The sequence below is a fragment of the Sphaerisporangium sp. NPDC049003 genome (genome assembly GCF_043197795.1).
In the GTDB taxonomy this organism is placed as follows: Bacteria; Actinomycetota; Actinomycetes; order Streptosporangiales; family Streptosporangiaceae; genus Sphaerisporangium.
The window spans coordinates 24,741-40,642 of record NZ_JBICTU010000011.1 but is presented as its reverse complement, the minus strand read 5'-3'; the positions used below and the strand labels follow the sequence as shown (position 1 = coordinate 40,642).

Below are 15,902 nucleotides of genomic sequence, written 5' to 3'. Positions count from 1 at the left end.
CGGGCCTCCCCCGAAACGCCGGGAGACCCGGACGCGGGTTATTCGGGCAGCCGGATCGACAGCGAGTGCCGGAACTGGTTGCGGGGGTCGTACTTCTTCTTGACCTGCTGGAGGCGCGGGTAGTTGTCCTTGTAGTACAGGGTGTGCCAGGGCACCCCCGAGGTGTTCAGCACGGGGTCGGCGAGGTCCGCGTCGGGATAGTTGATGTACGCGCCGTCGCTGTACTCGTCAGGGCCGGGGACGCCGCCGCTCCCGGCGTACACGTCGGCGAACAACCGCCTCATCAGCGCGAGGTTGGTGTCGTCCTCGGCCGGGCTCGCCCAGGCGCCGAGGAAGGCGGCCTTGAGGATGGAGTCGCGCTGCGCGGTCGCCGTGGCGTCCGCGGGGACGGTGTTCACCTGGCCGCCGTAGCCGACGAGCAGGAGCTGGGTCGGGTTGTACACCTCGGCGGTGAAGTGCCTGTGGATCTCGGCGATCTGGCCGTCGGTGTACCCCTTGCGCAGGTACGCCGCCTTGATCTTGAACCGGCGCACACCCGGGTTGCCCGGGTCGCCGTAGCCGGGGTAGGCCGCCGCGTACAGCCACGGCTGGACCTCCTGGAACCGGAACGACGGCTCCACGCCGATCCCCTCGGCGCACTCGTCGAGGAAGGCGGACATGAGATCCTCCGCCCCGGGCGTCCCCTCGTCGATCAGGGCGCCGACCATCATCCCGGGCGGGGTGGCGGAGTGGGTGGCGTGGAAGTAGGGGAACAGGCGGGCCTGCGGCGTCCCGGCCGCGCTGTTGTTCTCGCACCAGGTGAAGAAGTTGCGCATCAGCTTGGTGAAGGCCGCCTTGTCCATGGCGTCCCACGACCACATGGCGATGCCGCTGCGCGTCGCGGACGGAGCCTTCGGGAGCAGGTCGGCAGGGTCGGAGGAGTCCACGCCGGGGCTGCGCATCCAGTAGCGGGTCACGACGCCGAAGTTGCCGCCACCGCCGCCGGTGTGCGCCCACCACAGGTCGCGGTGCGGGTCGCCCGGCTCGCGGGTGGCCACGATCGCGCGTGCCTCCCCGTCCTCGCCGACGACCACGACCTCCACCGCGTACAGGTAGTCGACGACCGCGCCTAGGCTGCGCGACAGCGGGCCGAACCCACCGCCCGCGAAGTGCCCGCCCACGCCGACGTCGGGGCACATGCCGGCGGGGATGGTCACTCCCCACCCCTTGAACAGCACACGGAAGACGTGGCTCAGCATCGCGCCGGACTCGATGGCGAAGGCCCGCATCGCGCTGTCGTAGTAGACGTCCTGCATCTCCGAGATGTCGAGAAGGATCTTGACCTCGGGGTTGGTGATGAAGTCCTCCAGGCCGTGCCCGCCGCTCCGCACCGCGAGCCGCCGCCCGGTGGCCACCGCCTCGCTGACCGTGTCGACGACCTGCTGGGTCGAGGTGACCACGCGCACGAAGTCGGGACTGCCGACGAACCGGTGGTTGGTGCCTCGCAGCATGCTCTGGTAGCGGGGGTCGTCGGGGGTGATGGTCGAGGCCCCGAACGCCGCGGGACGCCTCTCGCCGGCCTCCTCGCCATGAAGGCCGTTCGGGTAGCCGCGGCTCTGTAGGTCGGTCATGTTCGTTCCTCCCGTGGCGGCCGGCGGCGTCGATCACCGCCCGACCGGTCATGGTCAGTTCGGCTGTTTCCAGCGTGCGGTCACGGCGATATGGGTGTCATCTCCGGGTGTGCTCTTCACACAGGGCGCGGGATATCGCTCCGCTGTTCCCGCATCTGACGGCGTGGCGGCGTGAAAACAAAGCAACCGCAAAGATGCGGCGCCCCCTGACGGTGACCAGCATTGGGCTCAGAAATCCAGGCAGTTTCGCGTCCGGCGAGCCTGGCCCCGGAAAGGCGGCCAGGCCGATCGTGCTGCGCGGGCCCGGCCTTCCTGCCTCTGATGAAAGGACGCGCACGTGGATGAGGCGAACCGCTCCGGCAAAATCGTCATCGACGCCTTGTTCTCCGAATACACGTTTCCGAACTTCCTCGACCCCATCAAGAAGCGGGCGAGGGAATTCGAGGAGCTGTACCCGAGGTACCGCATCGACATCGGCAGCCATTACTTCCAGAACCTCGGTGAGGAGGTCTCCAAGGCCGCCCTCGCCGGCCGCCCGCCCACGATCGCGTCGTACTACAGCGGCGCGAGCGAGCTGGCCCGTGACACGCTGACGCAGGACGGCAGGCCGCTGTTCACTTCGGTGGAGAAGGCCATCGGCGGGCGCGAGGAGATCCTCGGGCAGCCGGTCGTGCTCGGCGACGTGGTCAGGGCGGGACGAGACTTCTACACGATCGACGGCACGTTCTGCGCCATGCCGCTGACCCTGTCGACCATGCACCTCTACACCAACACGACGCTGCTGCGCGCGGCCGGCGTGCGGGAGGTGCCGCGTACGTGGCAGGGCATCGAGGCCGCGTGCGAGGCGGTCGCCAAGCTCGACGGCGGCCCCTCCCACGGCATCAGCTGGGCGAACGACGGCAAGTTCTTCCAGCAGGCGATGGCCCAGCTCGGCGCCCCGCTCACCGACGGCGACAACGGCAGGACCGGCCGCGCGACGACCATCGACCTGGCCTCCCCCGAGATGCTGGCGTACGTCACGTGGTGGCACCGCCTGCACCGGGACGGCCACTACCTCTACACCGGCAAGACCGAGGACTGGGAGGGCTCGTTCAAGGCCTTCGCCGACCAGCAGGTGGTCTTCCGGTTCAGCTCCTCCTTCGACGCCCCGTACATGGTGAAGGCCGCCAAGGCGGGCGGGTTCGACATCGAGGTGAGCCCGACCCCCCACAACGGCGACATCCCGCTCGGGGGCAACTGGATCGGCGGCGACGCCATCTGGCTGGCCGACGGGCTCGACAAGGAGACCGAGGACGGCGCGCTGGCCTTCATGCAGTACCTCAACAGCCCGCGCAACGCCGCCGAGTGGCACAAGGTGTACGGCTCCTCCCCGGTGACGTACGGCGCGATCGACCTGCTGGAGCGGGACGGCTGGCTCGGCGAGCACTCCTACCACCGGGTGACCATCGACCAGCTCGCCTCGACCAGCGGCACACCCGGCGCGAGCGGGGCGATGCTCGGGCACTTCGCCCAGATCCAGCACGCCATGATGGACGCCATGGAGGACGTCATGGGGCGGGGCGCCGACCCGATCGAGCGGTTCACCCAGGCCGCCGGCCAGGCCACCCTGCTGCTCGACGACTACGGCGCCAACTGCCGCGGCACGGGCCCGCGCGCCTCCCACTGCCTTCTCATCGACAGCTAGACCGGGTCCTGTCACAACGAGAACGGCCGGCGGGGGATCCCCGCCGGCCGTTCTTCTTGTCGGCGCCGCTCAGGAGGCGACCAACTTCTTGGGTGAGGGGACGTCGAGGGGACGTCCCGCCGTGTGGTAGAGCCACCACTGCACGAGCATGAGGTTGACGGTCCAGCCGATCCAGCGGGCCGCCTCAAGGTAGTAGGTGAAGCCGATGTCGAGCGCGAGTGACATCCCGACGTTGACGATCAGGACGCCCCAGATGTTGTTCATGACCAGCGCGAAGCTGTAGAGCATGAAACGGCGGTGCAGGTCGTAGCGCCTCTTGCGGGCGAAGACGTACGCGGCCACGGTGGTGCCGATCCACAGGATCGTCGCCATGGCGACGCCGATCTGGCCGACCTGCGGCGCGAACCGCACGATGATCAGGCCGACCACGCCGCCGACCACGGCCGAGACCACGTACACCCGGCCGGCGACCCGGTGGAAGGCCGGGTGGCGCTTGCGCAGCCACGGCCACACCTGGAAGACGGCGGTCACGATGGCCAGCGTGCCGGCCACCATGTGGACGACCAGCAAGGGGTAGTACATCGGGAAGCCGTCGTGCGGCGGCGTCGGGGCGGTGCGCTCGGGCACGTACGGGCTGACCTGGTAGAACAGGAACGCCACGACGACCAGGAGCAGCGGGATGATCCAGGGGCGCCGCCACCACGTCGGCCGGGTGGGGGATGCGGCGGCCGGTGGGCGGGGGCGCCCCTCCGGTTCGCCGGCCGGGAGCGCGGGCGCGCCGGCGTTGTGGGTGTCAAGGGTCACGGTTGGTTCCTCCTGCTCGACGGGATCCGTCAGGGGCGGAATACGTAGCTCACGTCCGGGGGCTGCTTTCCGGCGAGCAGGGCGCCGAAGACGTCGGCGACGGCGCCGGGGCCCTGTGCGTGCCGGATGGTGAGCCACGACTCGGTACTGTCGACGAACCCGTCCTCGGCCTTGGTGTAACGGGCGTGGTACTGCTCCGCGCCCTCGTTCTCGATGGCCTCCGCCTCGACCAGCGGGGTGAAGAAGAACTCCGGCTCGGGCCCGGGCAGCGGGGGCGGCTCGATGCTCGATCCGGGGTGGGTGAAACCGACCAGCGCGGTGTGGCGCAGGTCGGCGGCCAGCCGCTCGCAGGCGGCGGACTGCCGGCCGGCGTCGCCGGTCAGGTCGACGAGCACCACAGGCCCTGTGGCGGGAACCGACGACAGCGCGTCGTAGGTGACGACCGTGTCGTACAGGCCGAGACCCTCGGTGAAGGCGGCGTTGCCCGCGGAGGTGACGCCGATGACCGAAAGGCCGGTGGACCGGGCCGACAGCCGCTGCGCGAGCCCGGCGGCCACCTTGCTGGAGGCGCTGGTGACGACGACGGACCGCACGCCCTCCGCGGCCTGCCGCTCCAGCATGCCGGCGAGGTTGAAGACCGCGGGGTAGACGGCGCGAAGGACGGCCCGGCGGTCGTCGCGGGCGTCCGGCTCGCCCGCGAGCGAGAAGTTCCAGTACCACGGCGGCAGGTAGTGGAGCTGCGGCGTGGTGTCGGCGAACCCCTGGGGCGTGGGCTCCGGCGCCACCACGTGGTGGCTCGCCATCGGCATGAAGCCGTAGTATCGGCTCCCCACGGCGACGTCCGGGTGGCGGGACTCCTCGACGCGCGCGAACCCCCAGACCGGCACCCGCCCGTAGCCCTCGGGGCCGGGGAAGGCGTCCCAGTAGGAGAAGCCCGGCTCGGAGAACCGCGCGTAGGTGACGTTGTTCGTCGTGAGGCCGAACCTCTCGACGGCGAGGCTCACCTCGCCTGGCTTGAGGGTGGGGAGCGGCGCGTCGCGAACCTCGCTGACCGTCAGGTCGTCGAGCTTGAACACCAGATCCCATCTGTCCGGCTGAGGCACTTGCGTCTCCTAGATACGTCGCGCGATGAGTGACCCCGCATCACATCGTCGTCTCGCGAGGTCAGGCGCCGCACCTTCTGGAATGCGCGGTGGCGGGACCCCGGTGAACCGCGCATTCCAGAACAAAAAAGCATCGCCGCGGCGAGCCCCTGAAGGCTCACTGCGGCGATGCCGCGTACACATGCGGCCCGTGGGGACGGGCCGCGGGATCAGCCGAGCAGCTCTCGCACCTCGACGCCGCCGCGCCAGGTGCCCGGGCTCTCCTTGGCGATCTCGACGGCGTGGTCGAGGTCACGCGCCTCGATCACGGTGATGCCGCCGAGCACCTCCTTGGCGTCGATGAGCGGGCCGTCGGTCACACCGTCGCTGCGCACGGCCTTGGCGCCCGAGCTGGGCTGGAGGGCGTAGCCGGTGACGATGCTGCCGCCGAGCTCGCCGATCTTCTCGGCGAAGGTGCCGTGGGCCTCCAGCTCGTCCTGGGGGGTCTCCGACCAGTCGGCGGGGGCGGGAGCGTAAAGCAGAATCGCGAACTGAGCCATGAGGCTCTCCTTCCGTTGTCGTCACTTTGTTACCTACAACGAACCGGCCACCATCGCGCCGGCGTCCGCCGGGAGACGATGGTACGGCTCGTGTCGTCCTGCGTCCTGTGGTCGACGCATTCGGCCCGGCGCCTTGGGCGGGCCCCCCGGAGAGGCCCGCCCTCGGCACCTAGACCTTCTGGGCGGCCGGCACCTCCGCGGGTGCGGGCTCGGCCTCGGCCGGGCCCTCCCCCGGGCCGCTGGGAGCCTGCCCGAAGGGGGGCAGGTCCTTGAGCACGACCGCGTTGAGGATGGCGACTCCCAGGACTATGAGGGCGCTCACGCCGGCCACGATGTGCAGGCCGTTGGTGAACGCCTCGCGCGCGGGGACGAGGACCGCCGAGGCGATCTGCTCGGGAAGCGCGGCGGCGGCGGAGGCGGCGCCGGCGATGCTGTCGCGAGCCGCGTCGCTCGCCGCCGCGGGAAGACCGGCGGGTATGGCGTCGGCGATCTGGCTCCGGTACACGAGGGTGCCGATCGTGCCGACGGTGGCGATGCCGCCCGCGTAGCCGAACTCGTTGGCGATCTGCGTCAGCGACGACGCCGACCCGGCCTTCTCCGGCGGGACGGTCCCGACGACCAGGCCGACGCCCAGGGTCAGCAGGGGGCCGCCGCCGAGACACCAGATGGCGTAGCCCACGATCAGGCCCGTGGCGCTGCCGTCCGAGCCGGACAGCGTGATCACCACCATGCCGGCGACGACGAACAGCAGGCCGCCCGCGATCAGGACGCTCGGGCGGATCCGGCCGGCGAGCTGCGGGCCCACCGTCAGGCTGACGATGCCGAGGAGCAGTCCGGGCAGCAGGCCGAGGCCCGCCTGGAGCGGCGTCAGGCCCGCCACCGTCTGGAAGAACTGCGCGACGAACAGCATCGTCGTGCCGGTGAGCGCGCTGTAGAACAGCATGCTCGCCAGCTCGGTGTTGAAGATGCGGTTGTTGAACAGGCGCAGGTCGAGCAGGGGGTCGGTCAGCGCGCGCTGCCGCCGTACGAACGCCACCGCGAAGATCGCGCCCAGCACCAGGGCCACGACCGGCACCACGGCCCAGCCGTCACGGGCCAGCTCCTTGACCCCGTAGATCATCGGCAGCAGCGCCACCAGGGACAGGACCACGCTGACGAGGTCGGTCTTGCCGGCCTGCGGATTGCGGTACTCGGGCAGCAGGCTCGGGCCCGCCACCAGAAGCAGCACCATGGGCGGCACGCCCACCAGGAACACCGAGCCCCACCAGAAGTGGTCGAGCAGGATGCCTCCGACGAGCGGGCCGATGATGGCGCCGACCGAGAAGGCGCCCGCCCAGATGCCGATGGCGGAGGCGCGCTGCTTGGCGTCGTGGAACATGTTGGTGATCAGCGAGAGCGTGGACGGGCCGAGCGTTGCCCCGGCGGTGCCGAGCAGAGCCCTGGCGATGATCAGCATGAGCGGGCTGGTCGCGTAGGCGGCGAGCACGGAGGCGGCGCTGAACGCCGCCGCGCCTATCAGGAGCAGCTTGCGGCGGCCGATCCGGTCGCCGAGGTTGCCCATCGTGACCAGGAAGCCCGCCACCATGAAGCCGTAGATGTCGACGACCCACAGCTGCTCGATGCTGTTGGTGTGGATCGCCGTGGTCAGGTGGGGCAGCGCCAGGAGCACCACGAACATGTCGAGGGAGACGAGCATGGCGGGAAGGGCGATCACCGCCAGACCTATCCACTCGCGTTTCCCCGCTTTGGGTTGCACAGCGTCTGTCACGTTCCCGTTCCTCTCTTCGTCGGCCGCGATCAGCGAAAAAGGCTGGTACCGAGTGAGATGGTGCGATTTACATGGATTTGCTCGTTTTATGCCGGATTCTCCGGAACACGCGAGAGGGGGCGAACCGGCCAGTGAGTGCTGACAGCGGCGCCCCCTTTCGTCGGGATCCCGGATGCGGTCGGTCACTCAGACGGCGCCTGCCGCGCGTGTTGTGCGTGGACGAAAGGCGCGCCCAAGGACCGCCGCGAAAGGATCCGGCGAGAGACAGAGCAGTAATCCCGTACACCCCGCGCCACGAAAGGCAGGAAAGCGGGGACGTTCGTAAGTCGCACCGACGAGGTCAGAAACCGGTCAGAGCAAGCCATGAGGGAACACGCCGACACCAGCCGACCCGAGATACTCCCGGCTCCACCACCGATCCCGCGCACGGGCGAACCTCCTGGTGATGTGAAGCCAAGCCATCCACCTGTCATGCCGGCCGGCACGCTCCTTCCTTCCGGCGGAACCCGGGCGACGACCGCCCGCCGATGCTCTCCACAGCATTATCTCGTCGCCCACTCGGTGGAGACTTCTTTCAAAGTGCTCTTTCACGTGGGCGGAAGATGATGATTGTTCCTATTTTTTAGGTAATTGACGCATTCTCAGGTGACCGTTCCGTGACATTTCCCGGGGCCTTCGCCGGGGCCCGCCGTGTCAGGCCCGCGTGCCCGCCTTCTCCGCCCGGCGGGCCGGCCACGTCTCGACGATGCGGTCGCGGCCCTGGTTGCCCCGCACCAGCAGGTCGGCGAGGGCGCCGGAATCGGCGGGGTCCAGGCTCCGCAGCACGTGCGCCGCCTGTGACAACTCCCGCACCACCGTCTCCAGCACCACGGCCACCGCGTCGGCGTTGTGCTGGAGGATGTCGCACCACAGGGCCGGGTCACCGGTGGCGATGCGGGTCGCGTCCTGCAACCCCTTGCCCACCAGCGACAGCATGGTCTCGTCCGCGCCCGCGAACCCGGCGGCGAGCGCCGCCGCCACCAGGTGCGGCGCGTGCGACACCGCGGCGACGACCCGATCGTGGGTGCTCGGGGCGAGCACCTCGGGCTCGGCCCCGCACACCGACACCAGCTCGGCCACCATGTGGAGGCGCTCCGGCGGCGTCGCCGCGTGCGGGCACAGCGCCCACGGCCGGCCGGTGAACAGGTCGGCGCGGGCGGCGAACGGGCCGGACAGCTCGCGGCCTCCCATGGGATGCCCGGGTACGTAGGTGGTCAGATCGCAGCCCGCGCGCTCGGCGTCGGCGACGATGCGGGCCTTGGTGCTCGCGACGTCGGTGTACACGGCGCCGAGACCCCGGGCCTGGGCGTCGAGGAGCACGTCCACGACGGTGGACGGCGGCGTGGCGATGACCACCACGTCGGCGGGGGGATCGCCGGGCGTCAGCGCGACCCCTGCTCCCATCAGCTCCGCCTTCGCGACCACGTCGCCGTCCCGGTCGGACAGCGCGACGCGGACGCCGGAGCGCCGCAGCGCGAGTGCGATCGAGGTGCCGATCACGCCGCTGCCGAGGATCGAGACGCGGCGAAGTGTGGACGGATACATCAGCCCTCCCCAAGTGCCCTGGCCGAGCTCTCAGCCGGCCAGAAGCTCCCGCTGTGTGGACGGCTGACGGCCCATGAAGGCGCTCAGGTCCCTCATCGTGTCCGCCAGCACCTCCAGGTCCTCCGCGACCAGGGCCTGCGGCCCGTCGCACAGCGCGATGTCGGGGTCGGGGTGTACGTCGACGATGAGGCCGTCGGCGCCCGCCACGATGGCCGCCCTGCTGAGCGGCAGGACGAGGTCGCGGCGACCGCCGGAGTGGGAGGGGTCGACGACGACCGGCAGATGTGACAGCCGCTGGGCCACCGGCACCGCCGAGATGTCGAGGGTGTTGCGGGTGGCGGTCTCGAACGTGCGGATGCCGCGCTCGCACAGCACGATGTCGAGGTTGCCGCGCTGGGCGATGTACTCGGCCGCCATGAGCCACTCCTCGATGGTGGCGTTCATGCCGCGCTTGAGCATGACGGGCTTGCCGACCGCCCCGACGGCCTGCAGCAGCGGGAAGTTCTGCATGTTGCGGGTGCCGACCTGGAGCATGTCGGCGTAGGAGGCGACCATGTCGACGTCGTGGGCGCCGACGACCTCGGTGACGATGGGCAGGCCGGTCTCCTCGCGCACGTCGGCGAGGATCCGCAGCCCGCGCTCCCCCAGCCCCTGGAAGGCGTAGGGGGAGGTGCGCGGCTTGAACGCCCCGCCGCGCAGCAGCGTCGCGCCGGCCGCCTGCGCCATGCGGGCCGAGGCGAGCGTCTGGTCCGGCGTCTCGACGGCGCAAGGCCCCGCGATCAGCGTCATGGTGCGGGGGCCGATCGACACTCCCCCGACCTGCACGACCGAGCGGTCGGGATGGTGCTCGCGGCTGACCAGCTTGTACTTCGCCGAGATCCGCGTGACCTGGCCGACCCCCCGCATCCCCCGCAGGTTCAGCGTGGCGAACTGGTCGACGTCACCGACCAGGCCGATGATTATCCGGCTGACCCCACGGCTGACGAACGCTTCGCCTCCCGCCGATTGCACCAGCGAGACGACGGCCTGAATGTCCGACGGGGTGGCGTCCGCGGTCATCACGATTACCATGTATTTGCGGCCTTTCTTCGTTTTCACTCCGATACCAGGCCGTCTTCGTGACGCCGTTCTCGGTGGCGCACAGCAGGGGAAGCGATACCGGAAGGCGCGTCGTCACACCTGGGCGGTCGCGAACTGGCCGGGCGTACGGCCGGCCCCGGCGGGCCCCCGGTAGCACTGCGCGATGTCCAGCCAGTGGTCGGCCTCGCTGCCGGTGGCGACGACCCGCAGGTCGTCGCGGTGGCGCCGCCTGGTCACCAGGAGGCAGAAGTCGGAGGCGGGCCCGGTCACCTTCTGCGGCGAGTCCTCCGGGCCGAACGCCCACAGCTTGCCCGAGGGGGCGGTGAGCTCGAAGCGGAACTCGGTCGCCGGCGGGGTCTCGCCCCGCGACAGGTAGCCGAAGTCCCGGGTCAGCACCGCGAAGACGACCAGGTGCTCGATGCGGTCGGTCAGCTCGCGCCGCGCCCCGAGCGCGTCGAAGATGTCCTGGCCGTGCGCGAACTGCTCCATGATCCCGGCGCAGGCGAGGATGATGGGCGGCAGCGGGTTGACCAGCCACGGCACGACCTGGCCGGGCGGCACGGCGGCGAGCGCCGCGGTCACGGTCTCGCGCTCGGCCCGCCACCGGTCGAGCAGCACCTCGGGGGTGTCGCCGGCGTAGAGCGAGAGGGCGGCGTTGACCGCGCCGTTGAAGTCGTGCTCGGCTCCCGCGATCATGGCCTTGAACGCCTCGGCGTCGGACGCGGCGGTCCCGGCGAGCCGGAAGATGAAGGCGAGGTGGGCGATCTGGTCCGCGATCGTCCATCCGGGGGCGGGGGTGGGCAGCTCCCACTGCGAAGCGTCGAGACCGGCCACTAGGCGGTCGAGCTCCTCGCCCTCCGCGGTCAGGGCCTCAAGCACGTTGTCCAGCTCGGTCACGCCTCTCTCCTCTCACTGGAATCGGATGCCTGGTCGATTGGCGCGGTGCGCCGGCCGAAAGGCGGCCACTCATATTCATGAATAAATCCAGGTAATTCAATTCATGTTCCTGAAACAAGCATGCATCAATTGAAATACCGGTGTCTTCTCCGTGTGTGCTTTTCGCCGATTCGCGGCCCGATCCGCCGGCGGCCCGTATTCCACGGGCCGCCGGGGTGGCGCTCAGGTGAGCGACGGGCCGCCGTCGCCGCCCTCGGCCGTACGGGCGAGCGGGGCGGTCACGAGCCAGCTCGCGATACGGCGCGCCGCGGCCATGCTCGCCCACGAGGTGAGCTCGACGAGCGCCCGGTCGCCGGGCGTCCCGGAGCGGAACTCGTCGATGACCGCCTGGTCGACCTGGTAGGAGGCCATGGCCGTGAGCAGCGCCAGGCGGCCCGCCGGGCGCTGGGCGGGCGGCAGGCCCGACACCGGTCCGGTCACCCAGGCGCGGCCGAGACCCGCCGGCTCCCCGTTCCACGCGGCCAGCTCGGCGGTGACCATCTCGCGCACCGGGGCCGGCACCGAGCGGCGGCCGGCGCCCTCGAAGGCGGCGGCGGCGCGGGCGAAGGCCCCGGCGAGGTGCGGCGTGCCGTCCGCCCAGGAAAGCTCCCCGGGCAGCGGAGCGTCCGGCAGCAGGTCGAGCGAGTCGCCGGGCTCCGCGGCCCTGCGCGCCGCCGGGCGCATGACGAGGCCGAACACCCGCATGAAGCCACCGCGAGCCCTGTCCGGCACCTCCGGTGGGAGCGGGGAGTCGCCGAGGAAGATGTTGACCATGCGGTTCAGGTACTGGAAGGTGACCGCCACCCCGGCCAGCTCCCTGGTCTGCTCCTCCGGGAGCGGGGCCTCGTGGCGGGCGGCGGCCGCGCTCGTGCCGCTCGCCCGCGCCCAGGCGGCCACCTGGCGGATCACGGGGTCGGTGACCGCCTCGACGCGGCCGTCCGCGATCTCGGCGGCGTGACGTCCAGGCACCAGGCCGTCCATCGTGGCGCGGTGCACGTCGACGCAGTACGGGCACGCGTTGCCGGCCGACACCGCGGTGGCGACCGCCTCCCTGACCGGCCTGCTGACGAGCCCGCCGGCGAGGAGCGACTCCCGCAGGATCGTCCACGAGGCCGCCAGGGTCTCGGGGGCCGGCGAGTGCAGGAGCAGGGGGGGCGCGAGCATCCCGAAGTCCCGCTCGGCCTGCGCGTAGACCCGGGTGACCGGTGCGGTCGCCTCGCGCGGCCGCACCGGGGAGACATGGCGGACCTGGGACAGCGTTCCCGGAAGCGTCACCCGGCTGAGCATCTTGCCCATGGTCTCTTCCTCTCCTACCGGCGCAGCAGGCTGGACACCAGGGGCAGGGCTCCGCGCCGGCCGGCGATGGAGCCGTCGGGGGCGGGCGCGCCGTACGTGACGTCGACGCCCCGGCTCTGGGCCGCCTGGACGATGCCGGGGATCGCGCGCTCGGCGAGCGCGGCGATGGTCATCGCGGGGTTGACGTTCAGCGCTGCGGGGACGGCCGAGCCGTCGGTGACGAAGATGCCCGGGTGGCCGCGCAGCTCGTTTCGGTCGTCGAGCGCCGAGGTCGCCGGGTCGTCGCCGATACGGCAGGAGGCCAGCGGGTGGACGGTGTAGGCGCCCACGACGTCGTTGGTCCACGCCGCCACCTCGGCGAGCCCGTCACGCTCCAGGATGTCCTTGACCTCGGCGTCCGCCTCGGCCCAGCCGCGCAGCGTGTTGGGCGTCGGGTCGTACTTGAGGCGGCCGACGCCGAGCATCTGCTGCGACAGCCGGTCGGCGTTGCCGTGGGCGGGAGGCGGGCCGAAGACCCCCTCGTTGTCGTCCTCGGTCATCTGGAAGATGATCAGCCAGGACCGCCAGCGCTTGAGGATCTCCTTCTTGTCCACGCCGAACCAGCTCGGTCCCGTGGCGCCGGGGACCTGCGCGAGGATGGTGCCGAGGCCGGGCGGGAAGTACAGCTGCTCCAGCGAGAACCGCGAGTACTCCGGCAGCGAGCCGTCCAGGCGGTCCCAGCTCGCGACGACCGGGCCCTTGCCGATCTGGTTGGCCTCGTACGCCAGGCCGTCGCCGCGCTCCAGCCCGAGCACGTCGCGCACGCGGTCCTCGTTGAGGATCGCGGTGTTCAGCCGCTCGCCGTTGCCGGAGAAGTAGCGGCCGACGGCGCGCGGCATGGTGCCGAGCGTCTCCTCGCTGCGCTGGAGGATGACGGGGGTGGCGCCGGCGCCCGCCGCGAGCACGATGACCTTGGCGTCGATCGTGCCGCTCTCGTGGCGGATCCGGTAGTCCTCCTCGTCGATGTGGTCGTAGTGCACCCGGTAGCCGCCGTCGTCGGTGCGCGAGATCTTCTGCACCTCGTGCAGCGGCCGGATCTCCGCACCGTGCGCGATGGCCGCGGGCAGGTAGTTGAACAGCAGGGACTGCTTGGCGTCGAAGTGGCACCCGGCCATCATCCAGTTGCAGTTGGTGCACTGGGCGGTGTCGATGGCGACCGGCACGGGGTTGGCCGTACGGCCGGCGTGGTTGCAGGCCGCGGCCCACAGCCCCCCGGCGTAGGAGACGTCGTTCCAGTCCTGCTTGGTGATCTTGATCGACTCGGCCACCCGGTCGTACCAGGGGTCGAGGGTGTCACGGCTGACGGCGGCCGGCCACATCCGCCTGCCGATGCTCCCGTGGCGCTCGAAGACGTAGCGCGGCGCGCGGGGCATCGCGGCGAAGTAGACGACGCTGCCGCCGCCCACGCAGTTGCCGCCGAGGATGCTCATGCCGTCGCCCACGACGAAGTCGAAGGCCCGCGTGTACGAGGATCCGAGCTTGAAGTCGTGGTCGAAGTCCTGGCCCGTCAGCCATGGGCCGCGTTCGAGCACCACGACCCGCGCGCCGCCGGCCGCGAGGTGGTACGCCGCGATCGCGCCGCCGAAGCCACTTCCGATCACCAGGACGTCGGTGCTCTCGGTGCTCGTCATGCGGGGCTCCCTGAAGGGGTCGTGTCCGGGTGCAGGCGGGCCAGCGGCCGGCCGTAGGAGTAGCTCGGGAACCGCCACCGCCCGTCGGGATCGGGCTTCTCGATGCCCATCGCGATCAGCCCGGGGTGCCCGGCGGCGATGGCGTCGGCGGTGTGGAGGTGGGCCGCCGAGTCGAAGGCCATGTTGCAGAACAGCGCGAGGCTGACCCAGAGCGGCTTCTCCGGGTGGCCGGGCGTGGTGAGCCGGTTCACCATGGCGGTCCTGTGCTCGAACGACAGCGCCACGAACGGGGGCACCGACTCGTCGAGCGCCAGCCCGAGCTCGGCGGCGTACGCCAGCGTGTGCTCGTTCAGCGCGCCGGCGAGGTCGCCGAGCGCGCCGCTCAGCCCCGTCGCGTCCCACTCCAGCAGCTCGATGGCGCCCGCGGCCACCGCCCCGCCGCCCGTGGTGGCTCCCGCGATGGCCCTGTCGTCGGATGACCGCTTCTCGCCAGGGACGATCGTGTCGGCGTACGCCTCGATCGTCATCGTCCTGGTCTGCTCTTCGTCTGAAGTTGGCGGCCGCATAGGCGTGTCCTCGTCCGTCTAGGTCGACTGCTGACCAGTTCATCGTTCGCCCACGGCCGCCTCCGATGCATCTTCTGCGTTGCTTTCACATCCGCACGCGGCGCCATTTCCCACCCCCGCCGGAACGGGATATCAGCAGGCTGGGGGCTGGTAGGGGTTGTCGCAGGAGGTGGGGCGGCCAATTCTGATGGCATGGCGAAGTGCCGTCGATGTGGCGTCGTCGAGCGTCGCCTTTTCCGGATTTCGCACCGTATGTAGGTGGGAAGAATTCGCTGCCATGGGGTGAGACCAGATGACGGAGGCTCGGGATGACGAGCTCTCCCGTGTTAATCCGGGGTCAATTGCAACCACACCTCCAACGCACGGGGGGAGCAATGGAAAACGCAATCGAACAAGCCGTGATGCGTGTCGTGAAGAGTATGCACGAGAACCTCGGTGAGCAACTCACAATCAATGACATGGCTCGCACGGCGATGTTCAGCAAGTTTCACTTCTCCCGCGTATTCCAGCGGGTGACCGGGCTTTCTCCCGGCCGTTTCCTTTCGGCGGTGCGGCTCCAGGAGGCCAAGCGGCTCCTCGCCTCCACCTCGCTGACCGTCACCGACATCAGCCACAGGGTCGGGTATTCCAGCGTCGGCACCTTCAGCTCAAGGTTCACCAGCAGTGTGGGGCTCTCCCCCACCAAGTACCGGCAGCTCAAGAGCATCACACCGCAGATGTCCGCCGCCGGCTGGGAGGACACGACGGGGAACGAGCCCGTGACGACGGTCAGGGGGGACATCTCGTCCCCGCTGAAGGACCAGCCCATCTTCGCCGGGCTCTTCCCCGACAGGATCCTCGAAGGCCAGCCCGTCAGGTACGTGATCCTCCCCAAGCCCGGCCCGTACGTCCTGGAGGACGTCCCCCAGGGCGAGTGGCACCTGATGGCGCAGTCCGTGGCCCCGGGCCGCGAGGACGCCGTCGACCACGCGCCAGGAGGCGACGAGGCGCTCTGCATCGGGCGCCACGGGCCGATCACGGTACGGCCTGGCACACACACGAAGGTCGCCGACCTCCACCTGCGGCCCATGCGCCCCCTCGACCCTCCGGTTTTGCTCGCCCTGCGCGACCTGCTGTCCGTGAACGTCCCCCAGCTCACCCACTGAGCCACCGCCGCCGGCGCGCCGAACCCCGCCCCACACGAGCGGCGGGCGGCCGCGGCCGATGCGCGACCGGCCCTTCCGGCCCCCTTGCCGAGCCGGGCGCATCCCCTTCCTCCCGAT

The 15,902-nt window shown here is 70.5% G+C and carries 13 protein-coding genes; 2 read left to right on the top strand and 11 right to left on the bottom strand.

Translation table 11 applies throughout. From position 1 onward, the window contains the following. Positions 1 to 38 precede the first annotated feature (38 nt). Positions 39 to 1,610 carry a BBE domain-containing protein gene (locus ACGFIV_RS14150; protein ID WP_358548709.1) on the bottom strand — a complete coding sequence of 524 codons (1,572 nt, stop codon included), beginning with the start codon at positions 1,608 to 1,610 and terminating at the stop codon, positions 39 to 41. A 337-nt stretch (positions 1,611 to 1,947) separates the two neighbouring features. Here ACGFIV_RS14150 and ACGFIV_RS14145 point away from each other — a divergent pair, with 337 nt between their 5' ends. Continuing rightward, complete coding sequence (locus tag ACGFIV_RS14145) at positions 1,948 to 3,294, top strand: extracellular solute-binding protein (RefSeq protein ID WP_358548712.1); 1,347 nt, start codon at positions 1,948 to 1,950, stop codon at positions 3,292 to 3,294. A 69-nt stretch (positions 3,295 to 3,363) separates the two neighbouring features. On the opposite strand, the gene ACGFIV_RS14140 is transcribed toward ACGFIV_RS14145, so the two are convergent. The 10 genes from ACGFIV_RS14140 to ACGFIV_RS14095 form a co-directional block, all read right to left on the bottom strand. Further along, positions 3,364 to 4,098 carry a DUF2306 domain-containing protein gene (locus tag ACGFIV_RS14140; protein WP_358548715.1) on the bottom strand — a complete coding sequence of 245 codons (735 nt, stop codon included), beginning with the start codon at positions 4,096 to 4,098 and terminating at the stop codon, positions 3,364 to 3,366. A gap of 29 nt (positions 4,099 to 4,127) precedes the next feature. Continuing rightward, complete coding sequence (locus tag ACGFIV_RS14135) at positions 4,128 to 5,201, bottom strand: DUF2855 family protein (protein WP_358548718.1); 1,074 nt, start codon at positions 5,199 to 5,201, stop codon at positions 4,128 to 4,130. A 209-nt stretch (positions 5,202 to 5,410) separates the two neighbouring features. Then, positions 5,411 to 5,740, bottom strand: a complete 330-nt coding sequence (locus ACGFIV_RS14130) for a YciI family protein (RefSeq protein ID WP_358548720.1) — start codon at positions 5,738 to 5,740, stop codon at positions 5,411 to 5,413. Positions 5,741 to 5,909: 169 nt separating this feature from the next. Next, the gene (locus ACGFIV_RS14125) at positions 5,910 to 7,508 is read right to left on the bottom strand and encodes an MFS transporter (protein ID WP_358548722.1); all 1,599 of its coding nucleotides are present in this window, start codon (positions 7,506 to 7,508) and stop codon (positions 5,910 to 5,912) included. 693 nt (positions 7,509 to 8,201) lie between these two features. Then, positions 8,202 to 9,092: a prephenate dehydrogenase gene (locus ACGFIV_RS14120; RefSeq protein ID WP_358548725.1), complete on the bottom strand. Its 891-nt coding sequence runs from the start codon at positions 9,090 to 9,092 to the stop codon at positions 8,202 to 8,204. Positions 9,093 to 9,122: 30 nt separating this feature from the next. Further along, the gene (gene aroF, locus ACGFIV_RS14115) at positions 9,123 to 10,163 is read right to left on the bottom strand and encodes a 3-deoxy-7-phosphoheptulonate synthase (protein ID WP_358548727.1); all 1,041 of its coding nucleotides are present in this window, start codon (positions 10,161 to 10,163) and stop codon (positions 9,123 to 9,125) included. Between the two features lie 102 nt (positions 10,164 to 10,265). Then, entirely contained in the window at positions 10,266 to 11,069 is an 804-nt protein-coding gene (locus ACGFIV_RS14110; protein WP_358548730.1) for a TIGR03084 family metal-binding protein, read from the bottom strand. Between the two features lie 222 nt (positions 11,070 to 11,291). Then, entirely contained in the window at positions 11,292 to 12,404 is a 1,113-nt protein-coding gene (locus ACGFIV_RS14105; protein WP_392834841.1) for a carboxymuconolactone decarboxylase family protein, read from the bottom strand. A 14-nt stretch (positions 12,405 to 12,418) separates the two neighbouring features. Further along, a complete protein-coding gene (locus tag ACGFIV_RS14100; RefSeq protein ID WP_358548735.1) occupies positions 12,419 to 14,074 on the bottom strand; it encodes a GMC family oxidoreductase in 1,656 nt (551 codons plus the stop codon). Further along, complete coding sequence (locus ACGFIV_RS14095) at positions 14,071 to 14,601, bottom strand: DUF5987 family protein (RefSeq protein ID WP_392834837.1); 531 nt, start codon at positions 14,599 to 14,601, stop codon at positions 14,071 to 14,073. The genes ACGFIV_RS14100 and ACGFIV_RS14095 overlap by 4 nt, the downstream gene beginning before the upstream one ends. A gap of 497 nt (positions 14,602 to 15,098) precedes the next feature. Between ACGFIV_RS14095 and ACGFIV_RS14090 the strand changes: the two genes are divergently transcribed. Beyond that, entirely contained in the window at positions 15,099 to 15,785 is a 687-nt protein-coding gene (locus ACGFIV_RS14090) for a helix-turn-helix transcriptional regulator (RefSeq protein ID WP_392834834.1), read from the top strand. Positions 15,786 to 15,902: the final 117 nt, after the last annotated feature.

Bases quoted from the DNA above. Each gene is read 5' to 3' on its own strand.
- ACGFIV_RS14150 (WP_358548709.1), bottom strand. From the start codon at position 1,610: ATGACCGACCTACAGAGCCGCGGCTACCCGAACGGCCTTCATGGCGAG.
- ACGFIV_RS14130 (WP_358548720.1), bottom strand. From the start codon at position 5,740: ATGGCTCAGTTCGCGATTCTGCTTTACGCTCCCGCCCCCGCCGACTGG.
- ACGFIV_RS14120 (WP_358548725.1), bottom strand. From the start codon at position 9,092: ATGTATCCGTCCACACTTCGCCGCGTCTCGATCCTCGGCAGCGGCGTG.
- aroF (WP_358548727.1), bottom strand. From the start codon at position 10,163: ATGGTAATCGTGATGACCGCGGACGCCACCCCGTCGGACATTCAGGCC.
- ACGFIV_RS14105 (WP_392834841.1), bottom strand. From the start codon at position 12,404: ATGGGCAAGATGCTCAGCCGGGTGACGCTTCCGGGAACGCTGTCCCAG.
- ACGFIV_RS14100 (WP_358548735.1), bottom strand. From the start codon at position 14,074: ATGACGAGCACCGAGAGCACCGACGTCCTGGTGATCGGAAGTGGCTTC.
- ACGFIV_RS14095 (WP_392834837.1), bottom strand. From the start codon at position 14,601: ATGACGATCGAGGCGTACGCCGACACGATCGTCCCTGGCGAGAAGCGG.
- ACGFIV_RS14090 (WP_392834834.1), top strand. From the start codon at position 15,099: ATGGCTCGCACGGCGATGTTCAGCAAGTTTCACTTCTCCCGCGTATTC.